A 20084-nucleotide genomic window follows, 5' to 3' on the forward strand; every position below is an offset into this window, starting at 1 on the left:
ATGACCTTAAAAAATCTGTCCAGTTAATTGTAACCTATCCATGTCTTTCCGGCTTCATCCAGTCCCTGTGCCTCCGCTGCCGCTGTGGTTGCACCGCCGTAACTAATATCCACACCTGCATCCTTCCATGAATAATAGGCTAAGGAGCTGCAGTCATAATAGTTACCGCTATCTCTTAAATCTTGACTATAAGGAAAGCCAACTCTGTGAAGTGCATAGGAGCAGACTGTTTTCTGCCTGCTGTCTGTAATTCCACTAAGGATGGCATTGATTTCATCCTCAGTCATGGAGCTTACTCCCGGACTTCCGCCTCCGCCGCCACTTCCGCTTCCGGCATATCCAAGCTGTCCCATAAACTCCGGACTCATGATCTGCTCAAGCATTTCCACCTGATCAGAATTAAATCCATAGACCGAAATCATATCTCTGTACGATTTCAGTGTGACATTCACATACAGAACCGACTTCGTGACAGTAGTTACATTACCGTCTGCATCTGTTTCTTCCACATCCTTTGTTCCTGTGCTTGTGGTGTATGAACACATATCATTTACTACTGCCTGCAGCCAGCCTTTTGAAATGTCATTCATGACTGTTGCAGTATCTCCGATACCATGCTTGACCATATAGACTGCCATGATGTCATAGTAATTGCTTGGGTTTTCTTCCATACCTTCATAATCCACATATACAAGCTCTCCAAGGTCATATCCGGTATGCTCATTCACTTTCGTATTCACATCCCGGTTAAACTCCTGCACATAAGCACTCGTTACTGTCTGCACGGTATCTCCTGATTCAAGTGGTGGCAGAAATAAAGCAAATGGAGAATTGTAAAGGATTGCTATCACCGCTATAACCGGAACCGCAATCATGGCAACTACAAGAACAAGTAATAAAAGCACCAATCCGATAATCGGTGCAGCTGCCTTTACCCAGGTAATCGCTTTTCGCACAATCAGATCCTTTACCAGTTTTGCCACGCTGTCTGTCTGATTCTCCTGTGCTTTCATCTTATCCAGAAAGAATTTTATCTTCCTGCTCCGGTTGGTCATCTTTTCATCCTTGACCTCTATGGACACACCTGCAGCATATCCGGCTGCCATGCCGATTGCAGTACCAACTCCCGGTGCAACCGCTGTTCCTGCCGCGGTAGCAGCTGCCTTTGTCGCAGTTTTTGTTGCAACCTTGGCAGTTGTCTTGGCTGTTTCTTTTGCCGTCTCTTTAGCTACCGTCTTGGCTGTATCTTTGACAGCTTTCTTTGCTGTCTTTTTTGCCAGCTTCTTTCCTGCCTCTACCTTCTTGATACGCTTCTTTGCCTCGGCTGCCGCCTTTTTCCTGAAAAGTGCTGCCCCCTTGGAAGCAGTTCCGGTAACAGGTTGGCTTGCTTCATATGCAAGATATGCTGCCTGCGATACCTCATACCCGCCTTCCACCTGCTCCGTTACTGCCCCGGCTGCAAGTACACCTGTTCTTCCTGCAATGTGAAGATTGGTGTTCTTGGTCTTGATGGAAGTTCCTGACTCTCTGATGTTACGCTTAAACCTAGAAAGACCTTTATCCTTAGCCTCCGATTGATGAATGGTACTCTTTCTATAAGTACGCTTTCCACCAGCACTTTTCTGAAGCATTAATTTTGCAGATGCTTTTTTATCCATTTCATTGGCTTTAGCATCATGCACTTTCGGACCTCTCTCTACTGTATAGATGTTGCTGCCTTTAATCTTGGCACCCTTTGGCTCGTGGGCATGAATCTTGGCTTTCTCCTTGGTGTGAATGACCATAGGCTTATCATCCACCTTTTTTATCTTCAATGTTCTCACCTTCTTTCTACATCCATTACCCAAAAATGGGTAAAAAAATAGCCATCTGGATGATTAGTCCAAATGGCTTATGTAAAAATCTATTTAATTCTATTGTAAAGAACTGTCTCTATTCTGGTTGATAAATCAATCTTTTTCTTATAAAGAAGTGTCCACGATGCTTGATTTTTTGAATAATCCATCTTTTCCTCTGGAAAAAATGAACGACAGAAATAATTATCTCCTTCATCATTAGATAAAAACAAAAATAGATTCCTGCTCTCCACGTTGTTTTCCATAAGATAATCAGCCTCAATCATTGAATACATATTTGCTTTCTTATTATACTTAAACACAGTATCATTACTATCAATCATTTGTTCAAGCAATGGCAGGAAATGAACTCTTTGCTCTATCTTATTATAAAAATCTGATGACTCTATTTTTTCAATTGTAATTGTTCCATCTGCTATCTCATCAAATACTCTGCCTCTGTCTCGGCTCAATTCAGGTCTGTCTACCAGATATTGTAATCCCATAAGATGAAAACAATCTTTTTTATCAAATGAAATTCTTAATGTAACTGAAACACCTTTTCTCCCTAGTACAAGCTCATATTCGGTTGATAATAGCGGAATAAATGCATTTATGCAATCTAAAACATTCCTCATTACAGTTCTCCACTACATCCTTAGATTAAGAAAGGCTCTGCATAAGCAGAGCCCTTCTAACATTTTCTTTCGAGGATTAACCTCTAGCCAGATTGTGGTAAATGTCAAACCCTTATAAAGCTCATAAGGCACTGCTCTCTGGCACAACACCTTACTTTGCCGCTTGGCAGACACTCAAGTTGCCTGTCTTTAATATTATATTACCTGTCATATGAAAATATGTCAATCCAAAATTCATGACTTCATAAAGAATTAACATTTTTCATTTGCATGCTTTTTCATCTCAATTATCTCGTGAATGTTGGTATTGTACAGCTTATACAAATCCGTATCCTTACTTATCTGATTATCAAACGGAATCACCACAGAACCACACTTGATAAGTCCCATTCCAGATGCAGTATTGGTTACAAATCTAAGCTGTGCCTCTGATACTCCGATAACCTCCGCCATCTTGGAACTGTCTGTATTCGCCTGCTTTAAAAGTGCCACAAACTCAGAGTTTGCAAGCATTGTGGTTGCTGTGTAATTCTGCAACAGATCGACTACATTTTGCGTGATACCGGTACAAAGACCTCCCTGTTTTCTCACTTTCTTCCAGAGCTGCTGCAGATATTTTGCAGAATACTCGGAATTAAGTAAGACATGGAACTCATCAATATAGAGCCATGTTGCCTTGCCTCTCTTACCATTCTCAACAATCCTGTTCTGAATGGACTCCATCATGACAAGCATTGTGATAGGACTAAGCTCTGTACCTAAGTCCCTGATGCCATATACTGTGAATCTGTTATCCACATCCACATTTGTCTGATGGTTGAAGATGTTAAGTGAACCATTTACAAAAAGCTCCAATGACAATGCAATGTCCTTTGCCTCGTCCTCCGGCTGTGCCATAAGGATATCGTAAAAGTCACTCATTACAGGGATATACTTCTCTTTGCTCCTTGCAATGTCGATATACAGCTTTCTCACACAGCGGTCAATGATTGACTTCTGTCTTGAATTTAAACTGTCTCCGATACACTGCTCACAAAGTCCAAGCATAAACTCGCCTTTTTCTCTTACTGGATAGGTTACAATTAACTGGACAGATTTTTTAAGGTCATATAATCTATAATAAATACACGAAGGAGCACTCTTTATGACCGAACAAAAACAACGACGAAAACCTCGCAAATATACAGATGAATTTAAACAGCAACTGGTGGAACTATATCGTTCCGGCAAACGCAGATGTGATATCTGCCGTGAATATGACATTGCTACTTCCCTGTTTGACAAGTGGGTAAAGCAGGCATCCAATTCCGGTTCTTTCCATGAAAAAGATAACCGGACTCCGGAGCAGGAAGAACTGATCCGGCTTCGGAAAGAAAACCAGCAGTTAAGAATGGAAAATGATATTTTAAAACAAGCGGCGCTGATCTTAGGACGAAAGTAAATGTGATTAAAGCAAATGCCCACAAATACTCTGTATCAGCAATGTGTCGCGTCCTACAGGTAAACAGAAGCACCTATTATTATGAAGCAGCAGCAAAAAAAGATGAATCAGAACTCACTGCAGACATTCAGGAAATTTTTAGAAAAAGCCGGAACCATTATGGTACACGAAAGATCAAGAAAGAACTGGCTGATTGCGGGAAACAGGTATCAAGACGCAGGATTGGACGGATTATGAAACAGGAAGGTCTGGTATCAAGCTATACTACAGCACAGTTTAAACCGCAAAAAGACAGATGTAATGAATCAAAAGTAGAGAATGTGTTGAACCGACAATTTCAAAACCAGCCATACCGCAATGTAGTGGTAAGTGATTTGACCTACGTAAGGGTAGGAAACCGCTGGAATTATATTTGTGTACTGATTGATCTTTTTAACAGGGAGATTATTGGATACAGTGCAGGAGAACATAAAACAGCAGAACTTGTAAAACAGGCATTTATGAAAGTAGACGGAAATCTGTCGGAAATCCATATTTTCCACACAGACCGTGGAAATGAATTTAAAAACGAGACAATTGAAGAACTGTTAGAAACGTTCCATATGGAACGCTCCCTGAGCCATAAGGGATGTCCTTATGACAATGCAGTGGCAGAAGCTACGTTCAAGATTATAAAAACAGAATTTGTATGGAATGAAACATTCCATACGCAGGAAGAACTGAAGATAAAACTATGGGATTATGTAAACTGGTATAATCATCACCGCATACATTCTTCCTTAGGGTATCAAACGCCTGTACAATATCGGAAAAATAACCTAAAAAAATTTGTCTGAAAAAGTGTTGACAATCCATACCATTCCCTTTGAATCATTCGGGTCAAGGCTCCACACATCCATCTCCAGCGGATTCACATAGTTATCCGTGTAAGTAGACATATTTACTACAGTTCCGCCATAAGTCTCAGCAATATCAAAGTATTCGTTCATTGGATCTATGACGATTATCTCATCATCACCCGACAAGAATACGCTGCCCATCTCCATCTTGCAGAAGAAGGATTTACCGGAACCCGGCACACCAAATACAAAGCCATTTCCATTAATGAGCTTCTTTCTGTTGCCGATATTCACATTCTTGCTGATCTGGTTGATGCCATAATAGTTTCCTGTGCTGTCATTTAATTCCTGCACATTAAATGGCATAAGCACCGCAAGTGACTGGGTAAGAAGTGTACGCATTGTCTCCACCTGTCTTACACCAATCGGAAGTGCTGTGTTGAGTGCTTCCCTCTGCTTTAAGTAGTGTGTATCAATCGTGCAACTGTTACGCTTTCCGATAGTCTCCACAGTCTCACATACACTCTCAAGCTCCTTCTTGCTTTCTGCCATAAGAATAATGGTTACTCCCACAAAGAAAAGGCACTGGTCATTCTCACGGACATCATCCATGATTTCCTCAATCTCCTTTTTCTCCGTTCTCTTGGCATATGAGATTTCCGTAGAAAAATCGTTATTCTTATTACGGACTCTCTGCTGCTTAATGATATCCGACTCAATACCAAGGTATTTCTTCTGAAGCACCTTTGTGGTCAGATCCTTTGGTACGGGCACCACATCAATGCTCGTGATGGAATGAACCGGAAGGGAAGTAATCTCATTGATGAATCTGTCTGACAAACTGCTCGGATACTTTTTGATAAAAAGTGCCTTGCAGAATTTACTCTCATCCTCAAAATGGTCCGGGAAATATTTCACCATTCCATTACATAGATCATTTCTAAAATCTGGCCCGACCTTCTTAGCCTTTTTGATATCAAAATCAAAACTGCCCTCATCTCCAAGATGATAATAGTCATAGAGCACTTTCAGTCTCTCATTTCCATTAAGTGGTACAATGTCTGCACCAAGCTCAATGAAAGCCTTGTGTATCGTTGCCTCAAGGGTTGCAAACTGTGCCTTTGCCTCCTCAAAGTTCTTTCTCTCAATCGTGATCGTCAGGTATCTCTCCTGCTCAATCCCCTGTCTGCCCTCAATAATCTTCTCCTCAATGATGTCATTATAGATTCTTCTGTAATTATTGAAGCCATCATTTTTCTCAGCAATCAGAACCTTATCACGGAGGTCATCCATATTTTTGTTCTTATTGTTGATCGTAATCTTATAATTACAGTCCAGCGAATTTAAGAACTTGCAGTATCTTTCAAATATGCCAATCTGCTCATCCTCCGTTGCTGTCGTGTAATTGATGTCCTGAAAGCGGTAGCATTTGGAATACTTATTTTTGCTTACTTCAAAAATGCCGTTTTCAGCTACCGCCATAATCTCTATGGTTTCCTGAATGGATTTAGGTGTCTTATACAAAGGCTCACTCGCCTTCTTTAATAACTTAAATCCGTCTGTAAATAAACCCATGTCTCTAACCTCGCTTTCTTTTTTATCATGAATGCTTGCATTCATGCTGCGAAATGCACATCATGCAATGCATGATTTTCCTCTGTGCATTTCTGCAATCCTGCGGAGCATCTGCTCTGATTTTTCAGAGCACTGAAGCCCGCCGGGAACTTCACCCTGCGGGCTGTGTTCCCGACCTTTCGGTCAGATACTTTTTATCTAATGCATCGCCTTATATGCTGCAATGCCTGCTGCTGCCGCCACAATGACTGCAACAAGACCAAGCAGCATATTTCTTGTCTTTTTCTTCATCGCTTCAAACTCCTCCTGCTTCTTTACAGCCGAATCAGCTGTTACCGTCTCCGGTTCAGCCTTTCTGCCTTTCTTCTTTACCTGTTCATTCTGTTCTGCTTCTAACTGCTTTATTGCAGGCTCTCCCTCAGTTGACACATAAGTAAGTGCCCTGTTTCCAAACATAAAATGCAGTTTCTTTCCCATATACTCGTAGAAATTCATCCCGTTAAAGGAATAGAAACCACCAAGTGCAATCGGTGCCACACAGGGAATTGCCACATAAGCAGAACCCGTAAGACCGATATACTTGTAAAGAAGAAGGACGATACCGCCACCAACCACTACGCTTGCAATGGAAAATATAAGCTGCCTTGCAGTAAGTCCCATTGCAACCGATTCCTGATAGCGGTCAATATCCTTGTTTACTTCGATTACCATTGTCCCTGCCTCCTATCTTGATAAATCCTTTGTCTCCGGCTTTCTTGTCATTCCGATATTTGCCTCATACTTATCCATTCCATCCGGACACAGTTCTCTAAGCTTATCTACATTGAACAGATAAAGCGGATATTCGCAGAAACCGCTCCTTTGCGTGAATCCTGTAAACTCTCCAAGGTCGTTATCTGTAATAAACTTTTCAATATCCGGCATGTCATTCACATTCAGATATCCGCAGTAATTTGGTGCTGCAACCGACAAATTCACAGTCACATCCCCAAAAGGCTCCTCATATCCATCTTCATTACACATAAGACCAATAAACATTGCCCTGTTATTCATATACTGCTGGATATCAAATGTCACCTGCGTTTCTCCGGTTATACTTGAATTATAAGTAACCTGTTTCTTTTCATTATCCATTTCTGCCTCCTTCTATAATCCAAATGCCTTGCTTGTAAGTGTCTGTGCACCCTTCACGCTTCCGACAGTCATTGCAATCGTAAATGTCATTTCACACAGACATATAAGCGTCTGTGCCCAGTCAGCATAACTTCCTGTAAATGCCGGAAGTCCTGCATTGATAAATGCATTACATACCACAATCGCAAGTGCCATCGTTACTGCCTCAAATACACACGAAAGAAAATATTTGCAGTAGGTAGCCATTGTATGACTGACCATTCTGTTTCCTGCCATTGTGGAGCATGCAATCGCACCGAGCGGCACAATAATCAGGATTTTTAAGAACCTGAAATACACTGTGTAGATGATAAAGAATCCACAGATAATAATGATGATTGCAAGCAAAGCTGTGAGTATCAGCATTACCAGACTCTCACCAAATCCGAGTCCCTTAATGATGTCTGCCTGTGTCCTGTCAATGGCAAGCTGCGTCGTTGTCCCGGCAGATATAAGTCCCACCAGATTTCCTATGGAAGTAAAAAACGCTTTCATAATCGTGACATTATTTGCAACAAACCATTCTGCAAGTCCCAGTCGGATAAGCATACGCAGGATTGATTCAAACCTCATCTCATCTTTTACATCTATGCTTTCCGAGCAGAAACCGATAACAAAGAACAGCACAACGAGGGATGAACCGACCGCTACAAAGACCGGCTCAATACCCTCAATGACTGCCCAGGGACCTCCGCCCTTGAAACTGACCGGTGACTGTCCAAGCATTGCAAAGACCAGGGATATCTGATTGTTCCAAAACCCAAACACTGCCTCAAGAAGTGCAAGGATCTTGTCTCCAAGCTTAAAAATATCCATACTTGTTGTTCACCTCTTTCCTTTTACTAAAAGGGAAATTGCATTTCCCCAATCTTAGAAGCCTAAGAATGTCAGAACTGTTGAAATACCAGCCATCATGACACCTGCTACAATTCCTTTCAGAGCGGAGTTCATGGTAGATGAATCCTGCTGCTGGTAGGCTTGTGCGAACTCCATAACATTCTTTGCAAGAATAATGACACCAACAGCACCAATGACTGCAATGATAAGTGTCTTTAAGTTCTCAAGCGGCTGTGTTACTGCGGAAGTACCTGTACCTGCTGCAAAACAAGTAGTGCTCATAAGCATTACTCCCATAAGTGCCCCGGATAATGCCGGAACGAATCTCTTTTTAAAGTGAATGAATCTGTTCTTCATGCCTTTCTCCTCCATCTGTTTGTTATTTGTCGTAATAATCTGTTCTTTTCTCATGTCGTTTATCTCCTTTTCGATAAAAAAATAAGCCAGCAGGGATATAATCCCTAACTGGCTGTTAAAAGTTACTCTATATGATCAGGCAATGCCTGTTGTAATGATTAAATCGGGCTTTCCCCGATGTGTTTAGCTGTAACCACCTCCTTTCAAGGTGAAAAAAGCACCTTAACCATATTGGCTAAAGTGCTTGTATATTAATTATCTTTTCTCTCTTTTGTTCTATTCCATTCAATTTTAAGATATATCCTCATTGCATTAGTTAACATATCCACATCACTAAATAATTTATTATTCTGTTCAGCAACACACTGACATTTTGCAAGATTGCCATTTATAAAAGAGCTACACTCATTTTCTTGTTGTTGATTTGAATAATGCTCATTATATATATTGCAATTCTCATATTCACTTCCCGATTTACGGCATGACTTACATAGTGAATCCAAATCATTACATGTTTTCATTGTCTTGATATTGATAAAATAACTACAACATCCTATATATATATCTTCTATCAACTTGACTATATGCTGATTTTTAGAAATATTATCACCCTTATTTAATAAATCAACTTTATCATTTTCCACTTTATCTGGTCCAAAATAAAGAATTAATAAATTACTCTTTTCCCTTACAGACATTAAATTCATTTTTACCAAATCAACATCATTTTCGTCAGAATAAATATAATTATTTATTGCTGTGAGTAAATCAGCAGTCGCCCTTCTTACATTTTGTATCCACTCAACTCTTGCTGACCATACAATATTTGCATCTATTTGACTTTCATTTCTTTTATTTTCTTCATCCTGCTCAAACACAGCTATTTCTCTATTTGTTCTATTAGTCACTTCATTGCTTTGTGCTGCTGCTTTATTTGACTTGTTTGCAGCACACCATGCAAATACTGACGATCCTAATGATACGGCTGCTGCAATTGCTGCCGCAATTATTGTTGCATTTCCAACATCCATTGATTTAAATCTCCTTTTTATCGTATAGGCACATTATACCATATTCCTGTACCTATACAATAACACTTACTACTTCTTTCTGTATGAACTCATCTTCTCCACTGTAACATCCGGATAGAAGTAAGTAAGAATCGTTGCTTTCGGAACTCCTACAGCAAGTGCTTTCCTAAGCTCTTCCTTCTGCTCCGGTGTATACGACCAGTGCAGCATTCGATTTGTGATGGTATCCTCCCACTTAGGCTTTTCCCTCTCAGGATTCCTTACAGGCTTACCACCAGCACTTCCATTAGATGCATTGGCACTTTCTGCAGCATCTGACTTCTGTGATTCATCAACATACTCAAGCTCATTTGCCTGCTCCCTGTCTATCTTTGCTTTCTGCTCTGCTTCATCCTGCATGGAAAATCTTCTGCTTAATTCCGCATCACCAAGCATCATAAACTGCTCATAGGTAAGAGAATCAATATACACATTCTCGCCCTTATCCTTCAGTTTTTCATAATACTTAACCGCCTTGCCTGAAAGAATCTCAAATGGCGGACCGATAAGATTATCTGCTCCTCTTATCTGATGAACATAAGGCTCTCCCTTGCCATCTGCTGTCTGGTTAAACATCGGATGATTGAATGGTATGAACTTATTGTCCATGATAGGATCAAATCCACGGATAAAGATAATACACTTTTTGTTATCCAGCTTTCTGACTTCATCGGGTGTAAACAGTTCTCTTCCTAATACATCATAATTTCTTGAAGAGCTTCCCTGTCTGCCCTTTGTCTCTCCGCTTGACTTCTTATCAATCGTACCTTTTCCAAGCAGCTCTGAGACGTACTTATGCGTTGACTGCTCGTTGCCGCCAAGGTAGATGAAAGTATCGCAGTTGCCTGGAATTGTCTCCCAGGTGTCCTTAAAAAGTGCCTTTAACTGGGCAAAGTTCTGTATGATGATAATACTTGAAATCTCTCTGCTTCGCATTGTCGATAACAATGAACAGTAGTCATCCGGCAATGCGACATTCGCAAATTCGTCTAACATAAAGGTCACATGAATTGGAAGTCTGCCGCCACAGTTAAAGTCCGCCTGATAGTACAGTTCCTGAAATATCTGCGTATAAAGTAGTCCAATAATAAAGTTATAGGATTTGTCACTATCCGGGATTACACAAAACAGTGCTGTCTTTGTCTCTCCATCCCCATTCACTCCAATACCGATATCTGACAGATTAAGCTCATCTTTTGAGAGTAATCGTAAAACCTGCTTATTCTCAAGAAATGCAAGTCTTGAGTTGGCACTGATGATAATGGAACGGACGGTATCTCCTGCACCTCTCATACATTTGTTGTACTGCTTTACTGCCGGATGATTAGCTCCAAGCGGAGAACTTTCCTCTAAAAACTTCATACGCACATCCAGCTTTGATGCTTTTCCCTGTTCTGTAACCTCTGCCTCTCCAAGAAGTTTAAGTACTGTCTCAAAGTTTCTCTTTGCCGGCTGTACCTCCAGCCACACATAATAAAAGATAGCCTGTAAGAACAATCCTTCCGCTTTTTCCCAGAACGGATCACTTGGTGTCGCTCCCTTTGGTGTCGTATTGCTGATAAGATTTGTAATCAGCTTGACCACATCTGTTTCCTCTCTGATATAAGAAAATGGATTGTAACAGTCTGATTTATCCATCTCTAACAGATTAATGACTTTCAGGTTATATCCGTTATTTTTTAACATCTGCCCGCAGCTTCTAAGGATTTCTCCCTTTGGATCGGTACAGATAAAGGAACAGTTATGCGGCATCTGCATAAGATTCGGCTTTACTTCATAAAATGTTTTTCCTGCTCCGGAACCACCACAGATAAGGATATTTCCATTGAGCTTGAGTCTCCTGAAATCCAGCGACATCTTCACATTCTGGCTGAGTATCCGGTTGAAATTTTCATCCTTATCTGCAAGTATCTTGTTGACCTGCTTCGGATTTTCAAATCTTGCCGTACCAAATTCTTTGCCAGGCATATAGTTTCTCTGACTGGTGTAATACATGACAATAGCCATCGCATAGATACCTAATGCAATGGCTACTGCTTTTACTGTATTTGAATTGTAATAATTGGCAAAAGGAACAGCACATACTTCATTGAATCTGTCCATAAATTCATTAAAGGCAATCCCTTCCGTCCACGCACCATTTATCAGATAACCAAGATACCCTGCTAACACTGCACCCACAAGGATGAATATCAGTGACGGCTTTTTCTTTGTTGTCTGCATAGGCTGCTACCTCGCTTTCTTTGTGGTAACAGTTTTCTTCTGTGTGGTCTTTTTCTGCTGCTTCTGCACTTTCTCGTAACGCTCCCTGACAGATAACTCCACCTTGTCGTAGTGAGTATAAAGCTCGGTTCCTTTCTGGGTTGTCACCACACGATTCTGCTCATCGTAGAGCTTATAATCCTTGGTGGAATCAAGGAAGGTAAGCATTGTCTTTCCACCATGAATCTCCATGATGTTTTCCTTACGGAGCCATACATATCTTGCCTCTTCTCCCCATGTGCCGGGAACTCTGGTCTTAACAGCATGGTCATTTTCTTCGATAATCAGCTTCTTGCTGATTGTCACATCTGACAGGTTCGCATTTTTTGATGCTGCAACTGCCCTCATTCTCTCAGCAAGGTCCTGATAGCCTCTGACACGGTTGATAAATGCATCCTTGTCCATCATGACTGTATGGGTGCCATCCTCATTTTTCTTTCCAAGCACACCGATTGTCTCAAGCTGTTTGATAACACTTTCAGCCTGCTCACCATTGATACTGAAATTCTCCTTGACCTGATCCACACTGATAGCTTTCTTTTCCATTGCAAACATTCCGACCTTTTCGATCAGTCCGTCAATAGCGGTATTAACCCTATCCCCTTCTATCGTGTGGCTTTTCTCGTTTCCCTGCTGTTTCTTCAAAAAATCCATCAGCTTGCCAAGGGATTTTTCATCTCCATTCTTCAGATAATCGTCAAATGTGGCAATCTTACCAAACTTGAGCTTCTGTATCATCATATTCACACGGGGAACTGCCTCTGTATGAAAGATTACCTCACTCAGTCCATCTTTCCTGTTACAGTCTGGAAGTACCGAATACAGGATTCCATACTTCTTTGCCATCTTTTCAACCTTTTTCATATCTTCGGTATTAAACTGCAACACCTGTAAATCGCCACCTTTTAAGATCAGCTTTCTCATGGATGTCTTGCCAAGTGACTTTTCATAATCAAGCATCCCTTTTAAGAAATCTATTGCCTTCTGCATGGCAGCAATGCCGCCGCTTCCTACCTTCATGGCAATCTCAATGCCATCATAAGCTACACGGATGATCTGCACCGCTTCCTGAATCTCTTCTGCCATTATCGCACCTCCACTTTCTCTCTGACTGTTGTTTTAAGCGTTTCTGTCTCTGTAGTACGGATTTCCTCGGCTGATACATCAATACCATAAGCAGTCAAAATATCTGCCAGATGATTGATTGCTTTCTCCTCCTCGATACGATACATTTCAAGTGCCACAAGCAGGTTTTCCACCTGTTCCACCCATGCAGGCTTCATATCATATTTAGACCTGTATGTGACCATAATCTCGTCCGACTCAGCCTTATCCGCTGAATGTGCCAAAGCTTCAATAAGAGAAATCGTGTCTTCCTTGCTGCCACTTCTGAATGCGAACTGGACAACAAAGTTTTTCTCTTCCTCTGTAAACTGATGCTCCACACCATTCATCTCTGTTACTGCTTCATTTACTACTGCTAAATTCATAAGTTCCTCCTAATCTGCCATACTGTTTTCAAGCACAGCAATCTCAATGATCTCCTTCATCTTTTCCGCTGAAATGTTGTTGTTTATGAGCTCTACAAGCTGTGACTCAGTAAGTCCCTTTTCTATTGCACTCTTAATCTGCACAAGCTGCGCCGGAACAAGGTCTCCCGATGCAACCAGCTTTACAATGTCTGCTCTTGACTTTTTCTTAAATGACAGTCTTGCAAAAAGACTTGCCACTCCGCTGTTGCTGCTCTTTCTCACACTTCGCTCAATCGGAAGTCTCTGCACCACATTTCCAGTACCATCAACTACCGGAATCTGATAATAGACCGGAATCCCGTTTGCCACAGCCTGCATATTCTGCGGAACTGCAACTGTATCAACCATCTTTTTTTCTGCCTGTGGTACGGACTGGCTTTCCTGCGGCTCTGCCTTACTTTCTGCCTCTTTCTTATTCTCTGTGGCAACACTTATGATCTTATCTTCCAATGACTCTATTCTGTCTCCCATACGCTTTATCTCCTTATCCTTTTTCTCAATATCATCCCTGAGTCTTGCAATCGTACTGCTTGCCTTATTCAGTTCATTCTGCTGACTGTTGATAAGAGCATCCTTATCCTGGTTCTCCTTGACCAGACGCTCCCTGACTTCCTCATCATCTTTGGAAGTTTCTATTTCAGAAAGCTTCTTATTCAGGGCATCATACCTTTCATTCTGGTGATTGATTTTTTCGACCACTTCATCCATCTGGGCTACAAGACTTTTCACATACTCTAAATCCTGTGGCACCTGCTCTTTAGCTTTATTAAGCTTATCTAATACGACATCAAACATCCTGCGCATGTTTACTGCTGTATCATCTTTTTGGACTACCTCTCTGATTGCATCAATCGGCACACCTTTTTCATAGTAATCCAATGCTGTCTGCATCTTAGGTGCTGCCATCCTGCTATCTTTCAGCAGCGTTAACAACTCTTCTGATACACCCTTATGCAGACATTTTGATAACACCTTCATCTGCTCAATGTCATAACTTTTGTTAAGATACAGACCGATTTCATCATCAGTCAGTCCATATTCATAATCGCTTTTGACAAGAGCAATAACCTCACTGTCCATATGCTTATTACGAAGAATCTGTATCTTTCTCTCAATCGCCATTTCACTTAATGGCTCTCTTTTTTCTTCCATATATGCCTCCTAACCACTAAAAAAACAGCCTAACGTATCGGCTGTTCTTTTCTGTCTCTTATTGTTTCTTTGTCATACTGCTTCTCTTCTGCCGAAGCTGATACAGTAAGTTCCTTCCATATTGATCTTCCAAGGCTAAGTTCCTTTGATACCGCCCGTTCTGCCTTACAGTCTTGTGCATACTTGCTCTCATATTTCTTTCTAAGACTCTCGACCTCTTCCACACTGTATCCCTGTGCTAAAAGTTCAGTGTTAAGCCTTTCCCATGCATTGTGCTCATCTTCAAAGAAGGTATCCCCACTCTGATAACACGATTCCGCATCATTAAGCTCCCGGATTTGTTCAGCCTTGTCAAAAATATCTTTGAATCTTTCCTTAGCCTTATAGGTCTTACTCTTTTCCTTTGATGCTTCTTTCTTCTTATCCGTCAGATTATCAAGTACCGACACAAGTTCTTCCGCACTCTCAATCTTATGCCTTACCAGAAATAGATACTGCTCCTGCAGCTTATGCATCTTTCGGATATCATCCCTATACTTCCATACCTGACTGTATGGCTTCTTTTTCAGCTTTCCAATCCGGTAAAGCTTTGCATAATATCTTTTCTGCAAGCCTGACATCTTCGCCCTGTGGTATCTTTTGACATAGCACTTTACTATCGCTGCCTGTTTTTCCTCATTCTGTGACTGGTAAAAAGATAAATCTTCCTTAGCAATACGCTCCACAATAGCTTCCTGTGAATAATTCTCGCCAAGAGTCTTACATCTTCTGAATCTTGTCATCCCCTGTGGTCTGACTGCCAGATACTTTCCCTGCTTGACCTCATATCCTTTTTCCGACAGCAGCTCCAGAAATCCACTGAAATCATTTGCCTGTAAAATGCAGGCATCCAAATCTCTTTTTATCATATCTGCCCACACAAAGCTGCCTTCACGATATTCGCTCCAGTCCTTATAATTCTCATGCTGTTTCTCTTTGCTGCCATCCTCCACATCTATAATGGAAAGACCATACTCCTGACACAGCTTATTGGTAATTGGCTGGATATACTTTGCCCAGTCACCTTTCTCATAGCGATACTTTTTCCCATCCACAAAGCTTACACTGTTAAATACAATGTGTGAATGAACATGGTCTGTATTATCATGAACCACAAATACCGCTTCATAGGCATCACCAAGATATTCTGCTACAAACTTCTGTGTTATCTCAAAAGCCCTGTCCGGTTCCACCTCATCCTCTTTGAAAGAAAGAATGATATGATACCCCTGTCGCTTGTCTGTTTTTCCAAACTGCTTCTTTGTATCCATCATCTGCTCAAAAGCCATATCTGTCTGGCAGTTTATGGCTCCCACAAGTCTTCCTCCCTGCGTTTTCTCAGGATTCATCACATAATCCAGTGCCCGCTTTAAATGCCTTGCATGAAAAGAATTCCCGCTGTCCTTCATGTGAAGTATCTTACTGATTGCCAATCTTTACCACCGCCTCGCTGACAGACTGATTCAGCTTTTTCATATATGCCACAAGCTGTTCCTTATCTTTCTTGGAATACAGCTGTGCATTGCTGTTAAATACAATCTGATTGATGTTAATGCCGATACGGTTTACCTCATTAATAAGCTCTTTAAGAAGTTTCCTTACTTCCGGATAATCATTTGGTTTCTGACTGATTAGAAGCCTGATATATTCGGCTTCATTCATTCCATTTGCCTTTGCCTTATCAGAAAGCACCTTCGCTTCCTGTGGCATAAGTCTTAGTGTTTTCCTTATACAATGAACTTTATCTGCCATAGGATCACCTTCCTCTCTTACCCGTACTGTATTCTCTTACTCCTTCTGCTACTGTTACAGCAGCTTTTTCCAGTTCTTTATTACCCAGCTGGGCAATAACCCTGTCTGCAAGCTCTGTGGCAACTTCTATAAGTTCCTTACCATAACTGGTTTTATCAAACAATCTGTCCAGTCTCTTTTCATCTGCTTTCAGACTTTCATACCTGCTCTGATACTCGTTATAGTCGTTAAAATCCTTTGGATCACTCCTGTGTGCTTCCGCATCAAGTATCAGTTCATAGTTCCATTCACAGACAATATCTATAACATCATCTATCGGGTATGGTTCAATTTCACCATTCTCCTCAGCTACATCCTGCCTGTACATCTTCCCATCTGAATCTATGCCAATGGCATAATCATGTCCTTCCATATAGTTAAGCAGAATTGCAGCATCTTCTATCGAAGGGTTTAGTAAGATATCAAATGTGTCTGCCCAGGCAATAAGTTCCTCTGGTTCTGCGATTATTGTAAGTTCTTTATCCATTGCTTTCCTGCACCTCCCTTATCCGTGTTTTGTATATCTCTTCCACCCACACGCCTGTCTGAATCTCTTAGGTTTACGGCTAGATACGCATTAGAGACATCTCTGTCCTAATGCCATCTAGTTAGGGAGAAAATCTCCCTAAAACCCTCTGTTTATGAAAGTGGGGGCGCTTTTTGCCCCCACTTTGCTACTTTGGGGGCGCTTTCTGCCCCCATTTTGTTATTTTGGGGGCGCTTTCTGCCCCCACTTTTATTTTTACTTCAGTCCGGATTTTGTCGTGTCCAAATTGCGGGGGCACTTTTTGCCCCCACTTTGACATTTTGGGGGCGCTTTCTGCCCCCACTTTGCTGTTTTGGGGGCGCTTTCTGCCCCCACACATCAAAATCCGGTTTCTCATGCCCTGACTGGTTCATCTGCTCGCTTATTCATCCTGTTCAGATTAAGCTTTGCCGCTACAAGCCACTCGTTGTAATCCTTATATCCGGCTGGAGGCGGGCAGTCTTCCACCTCATATCCAAGCTCATAATACTTTCTCATAAGTTCAACTGCCGCATTTCTTCCCGGCTCATCTCCATCAAGACAGAACCGGATGGAAGTTATCTGCGGATGTTCCCGAAGAAATGTTTCAAGTGGTGCATCTGCAAGCATACCAAGTGCCAGCTTATTTGATTCATAATCCGTGAAGATATCAACATAACTCATAAGGTCGATTGCTGCCTCAAATACTACAAGCTCTGTACTGTTTTCATTTACCACATTAAATCCATAGTTCTTATCATTTCCTGTGACATCACACTTGAATGGCTTGCCCTGCTTATCAAACACTCCACGCATACTTGCAAATCTTGTCACTCCATTTTTATCATTTCCTTTGAAAACAACATTGTGGTAATGCCTGCTCTCATAAATCAGTCCTTCTTTTAAAAACAGATCTATGACTGCTCTGCTGATTCCTCTCTCCTGATTCAGATAGGAAATAAGATAGGAATTATCTCCTGCCGGTTCCGGTAGGACAAATGGCTTTCTCTCTTCTGCCTGCTTCTGCGATACCTGATGAACAAGAGGCTGCTTTACAGGCTTCTCAATTCTTTTGTATCCTGCGAAATCTAAAAGCCAGAACACAGCCTCTTTTACACTCATTCCACAAAATACCCGTAAGAAATCTATCTGTGAGCCGCCATTGTTGCCTTTGTCAAACTGCCTTGACCATCTGTACCAATGGCTTCTGTTATAGATACGGATGGAATCCATCTCCTTTAAAGTGTGGTATTTGCCAATCCTCTTTACTGTATACCCAAGGCTTTCAGCAACTGCACACAGGTCAACACTCTTTGCTATGGCAAGCTCTTCATCCGTAAATCTTCCATCCATGCTTTCACCTTGCCTTTCCCTGCTCTGCTACAAGCGGTGACTTGATATCAAGTGTCCGGTAATCTGTGCTTAGGGTAATCTTAGGATTATCAATCATGCCTTTTTCCCTGAAACTGAAAAATTCACGATTGTCTCCACCGACTATGATATGGTCAATGAGCGGTATTCCCATCAGTTCACACAGCTTGTTCATGCGGTCTGTCATCATCGTGTCTGCCTTGCTTGGGAATACATTTCCGGATGGATGACAATGGATTAACATCATGCTTGCAGCATTGCTTAAGATACTTGATTTAAACAGCTCTCTCGGATGTGCCATTGCCTCATTTAAAGAACCAACACTTGCAAAATGCACATTGATAGGTTTTAAATCTGACCTTAGATTGACCACACACACTACTTCCCTGTCAAACTGGCACATACAGTCTCCCATGACAGCAGCTATATCCGCCGGATTGTTAAAGGTGTGCTCCGAATAAATCGGAGCATCCTTTACAAGTCTTACCGAAACCACATCAAGCTTGAAGTCATTCTTCTTTGGCATCAGACACCGCCTCCTCTCCAGACTCGACACGGATAACAAAGTCACCTTTCTGGCTGTTTATGAGAGCAATGAGTTCTTCCATTGTAAGTTCCTGCTCCATAACTGCCTCCTATCTGGACTTTTCCTTCGCATCATATACAAGGGGAGGTTCTGCAACGATACCATCAAGTCTCTTGTTTGGTGTATCAGTTGCAAGGGTGAGTTTTCTTAAATCCTTATCATAGTGATATACCTGATTGGAAAGTCTCTCGTCCAAAGACACCTCCTGCATATTTACCTCGACTACCATCTGTGCAAGCATCTCAGGGCTTCCCATATCTGAAGATACTGCAATAACCTCATGCACGCTCGAAGGGAGAATATAAAGGTCACTCTCTAAACTCTCTGCCAGCTCATGAAGCTCATTCTCATAAAGCATGGATGCTGCACCATTGATACCCTTTTCATTGGAAATCACCCACATCGTCTGCTCTGGTGGAATCTCAGCTATCATCATCTCTGCAATCTCCTGTGGCATCCCATCCCTTGCGAACATTTCTTTCATAATGTCATTCATGCTACGAACGACAGGTGGAAAGAGTCTTCTTGTGTTTTCCACTGCACACTTAAAGAGCTGTTCCTCGCTCATTCCAAGTCTTTTCGCAAATTCATTTGTAATTTTTGAACTCTGCACCGCATCCTTATCTGCACTGATTATTACCTTATACACAATAGAAAGATCCTGGAACTCCCTGTGAGGCACCTGTTCCAAAAATGTTTTATTCTGCTCTGTATTGATGAGCTGGAATACAATCTTCTCGTTAGCATCCCTCATAATGCTGTCCACATCAACAACCAGAGCCTGCTCATATGCCCTTTCCATGAAGTCACATGCAGCCATAAGTGTTTCCTCAAGATCGCCACAGTCCTGATACTTCTTATACATGTCATTGATATAAATCGTAGGCGAAATATTCCTGCCTTCCTCTCTTAAGATGATGCCATCAAGAGTCACATTCACCTTTTCCACGGGTTCTACCACAAGCTCCATTCCTTTGAACTTCTCTGGCATATAATCCATAAACTTTTCTTTTACTACTTCCTTAAAAATCTCGTAATTCATCATATTACGGTTCCTCCTTAATCTAAAAAAGCGGGGAAC

At 41.4% G+C, this 20084-nt stretch carries 19 protein-coding genes and 1 pseudogene; 1 reads left to right on the forward strand and 19 read right to left on the reverse strand.

The annotated features are described in order from the left end of the window. Positions 1 to 23: 23 nt before the first annotated feature. The 3 genes from RIL182_RS13225 to RIL182_RS13235 form a co-directional block, all read right to left on the reverse strand. On the reverse strand, positions 24 to 1784 hold the full coding sequence (locus RIL182_RS13225) for a hypothetical protein (RefSeq protein WP_044999704.1): 1761 nt from the start codon (positions 1782 to 1784) through the stop codon (positions 24 to 26). Positions 1785 to 1903: 119 nt separating this feature from the next. After that, on the reverse strand, positions 1904 to 2473 hold the full coding sequence (locus RIL182_RS13230) for a PBECR4 domain-containing protein (RefSeq protein WP_006859616.1): 570 nt from the start codon (positions 2471 to 2473) through the stop codon (positions 1904 to 1906). 252 nt (positions 2474 to 2725) lie between these two features. Continuing rightward, positions 2726 to 3736: a VirB4-like conjugal transfer ATPase, CD1110 family gene (locus RIL182_RS13235; RefSeq protein ID WP_408638644.1), complete on the reverse strand. Its 1011-nt coding sequence runs from the start codon at positions 3734 to 3736 to the stop codon at positions 2726 to 2728. On the opposite strand from RIL182_RS13235, the gene RIL182_RS13240 reads away from it, so the two are divergent. Further along, positions 3618 to 4750, forward strand: a protein-coding gene (locus RIL182_RS13240) for an IS3 family transposase (RefSeq protein ID WP_118772524.1) whose coding sequence is annotated in 2 segments (ribosomal slippage) — positions 3618 to 3885 and positions 3885 to 4750 — 1134 coding nt in all. Because the reading frame shifts where the segments join, the coding sequence is not laid out codon by codon here. The genes RIL182_RS13235 and RIL182_RS13240 overlap by 119 nt on opposite strands. Before the next feature lie 18 nt (positions 4751 to 4768). Here the strand turns inward: RIL182_RS13240 and RIL182_RS13245 are convergent. The 16 genes and pseudogenes from RIL182_RS13245 to RIL182_RS13325 form a co-directional block, all read right to left on the reverse strand. Further along, a pseudogene (locus tag RIL182_RS13245) lies at positions 4769 to 6328 on the reverse strand (VirB4-like conjugal transfer ATPase, CD1110 family); the annotation flags it as partial. Between the two features lie 198 nt (positions 6329 to 6526). Next, on the reverse strand, positions 6527 to 7039 hold the full coding sequence (locus RIL182_RS13250) for a PrgI family protein (protein ID WP_006858872.1): 513 nt from the start codon (positions 7037 to 7039) through the stop codon (positions 6527 to 6529). A 12-nt stretch (positions 7040 to 7051) separates the two neighbouring features. Next, positions 7052 to 7462 carry a DUF4313 domain-containing protein gene (locus RIL182_RS13255; RefSeq protein WP_006858871.1) on the reverse strand — a complete coding sequence of 137 codons (411 nt, stop codon included), beginning with the start codon at positions 7460 to 7462 and terminating at the stop codon, positions 7052 to 7054. A 12-nt stretch (positions 7463 to 7474) separates the two neighbouring features. Beyond that, positions 7475 to 8317 carry a hypothetical protein gene (locus tag RIL182_RS13260; protein ID WP_006858870.1) on the reverse strand — a complete coding sequence of 281 codons (843 nt, stop codon included), beginning with the start codon at positions 8315 to 8317 and terminating at the stop codon, positions 7475 to 7477. A 54-nt stretch (positions 8318 to 8371) separates the two neighbouring features. Then, positions 8372 to 8749 (reverse strand): hypothetical protein, encoded by a 378-nt coding sequence (locus tag RIL182_RS13265; RefSeq protein WP_006858869.1) that lies wholly within the window; start codon positions 8747 to 8749, stop codon positions 8372 to 8374. A 197-nt stretch (positions 8750 to 8946) separates the two neighbouring features. Next, positions 8947 to 9726, reverse strand: a complete 780-nt coding sequence (locus tag RIL182_RS13270; protein ID WP_006858868.1) for a hypothetical protein — start codon at positions 9724 to 9726, stop codon at positions 8947 to 8949. 69 nt (positions 9727 to 9795) lie between these two features. Next, entirely contained in the window at positions 9796 to 11988 is a 2193-nt protein-coding gene (locus tag RIL182_RS13275) for a VirD4-like conjugal transfer protein, CD1115 family (protein ID WP_006858867.1), read from the reverse strand. Positions 11989 to 11994: 6 nt separating this feature from the next. Further along, complete coding sequence (locus tag RIL182_RS13280; protein WP_015567849.1) at positions 11995 to 13113, reverse strand: PcfB family protein; 1119 nt, start codon at positions 13111 to 13113, stop codon at positions 11995 to 11997. Further along, complete coding sequence (locus RIL182_RS13285; RefSeq protein ID WP_006858865.1) at positions 13113 to 13517, reverse strand: hypothetical protein; 405 nt, start codon at positions 13515 to 13517, stop codon at positions 13113 to 13115. Before RIL182_RS13285 ends, RIL182_RS13280 begins: the two co-directional genes overlap by 1 nt. 9 nt (positions 13518 to 13526) lie before the next feature. After that, positions 13527 to 14711, reverse strand: coding sequence for a hypothetical protein (locus RIL182_RS13290; protein WP_006858864.1), 1185 nt, complete (start codon positions 14709 to 14711; stop codon positions 13527 to 13529). 29 nt (positions 14712 to 14740) lie between these two features. Then, on the reverse strand, positions 14741 to 16159 hold the full coding sequence (locus RIL182_RS13295) for a relaxase/mobilization nuclease domain-containing protein (RefSeq protein WP_006858892.1): 1419 nt from the start codon (positions 16157 to 16159) through the stop codon (positions 14741 to 14743). Positions 16160 to 16169: 10 nt separating this feature from the next. Further along, positions 16170 to 16502: a plasmid mobilization protein gene (locus tag RIL182_RS13300; protein WP_006858891.1), complete on the reverse strand. Its 333-nt coding sequence runs from the start codon at positions 16500 to 16502 to the stop codon at positions 16170 to 16172. Positions 16503 to 16506: 4 nt separating this feature from the next. After that, positions 16507 to 17028, reverse strand: coding sequence for a hypothetical protein (locus tag RIL182_RS13305; RefSeq protein WP_006858863.1), 522 nt, complete (start codon positions 17026 to 17028; stop codon positions 16507 to 16509). A gap of 393 nt (positions 17029 to 17421) precedes the next feature. Next, the gene (locus RIL182_RS13315) at positions 17422 to 18399 is read right to left on the reverse strand and encodes a DUF3991 and TOPRIM domain-containing protein (RefSeq protein ID WP_134523351.1); all 978 of its coding nucleotides are present in this window, start codon (positions 18397 to 18399) and stop codon (positions 17422 to 17424) included. 4 nt (positions 18400 to 18403) lie between these two features. Beyond that, positions 18404 to 18943: a JAB domain-containing protein gene (locus RIL182_RS13320; RefSeq protein WP_004611525.1), complete on the reverse strand. Its 540-nt coding sequence runs from the start codon at positions 18941 to 18943 to the stop codon at positions 18404 to 18406. Between the two features lie 109 nt (positions 18944 to 19052). Next, complete coding sequence (locus tag RIL182_RS13325; protein ID WP_006859713.1) at positions 19053 to 20048, reverse strand: DUF5688 family protein; 996 nt, start codon at positions 20046 to 20048, stop codon at positions 19053 to 19055. Positions 20049 to 20084 lie beyond the last annotated feature (36 nt).

It is taken from the genome of Roseburia intestinalis L1-82, from assembly GCF_900537995.1.
In the GTDB taxonomy this organism is placed as follows: domain Bacteria; phylum Bacillota; class Clostridia; order Lachnospirales; family Lachnospiraceae; genus Roseburia; species Roseburia intestinalis.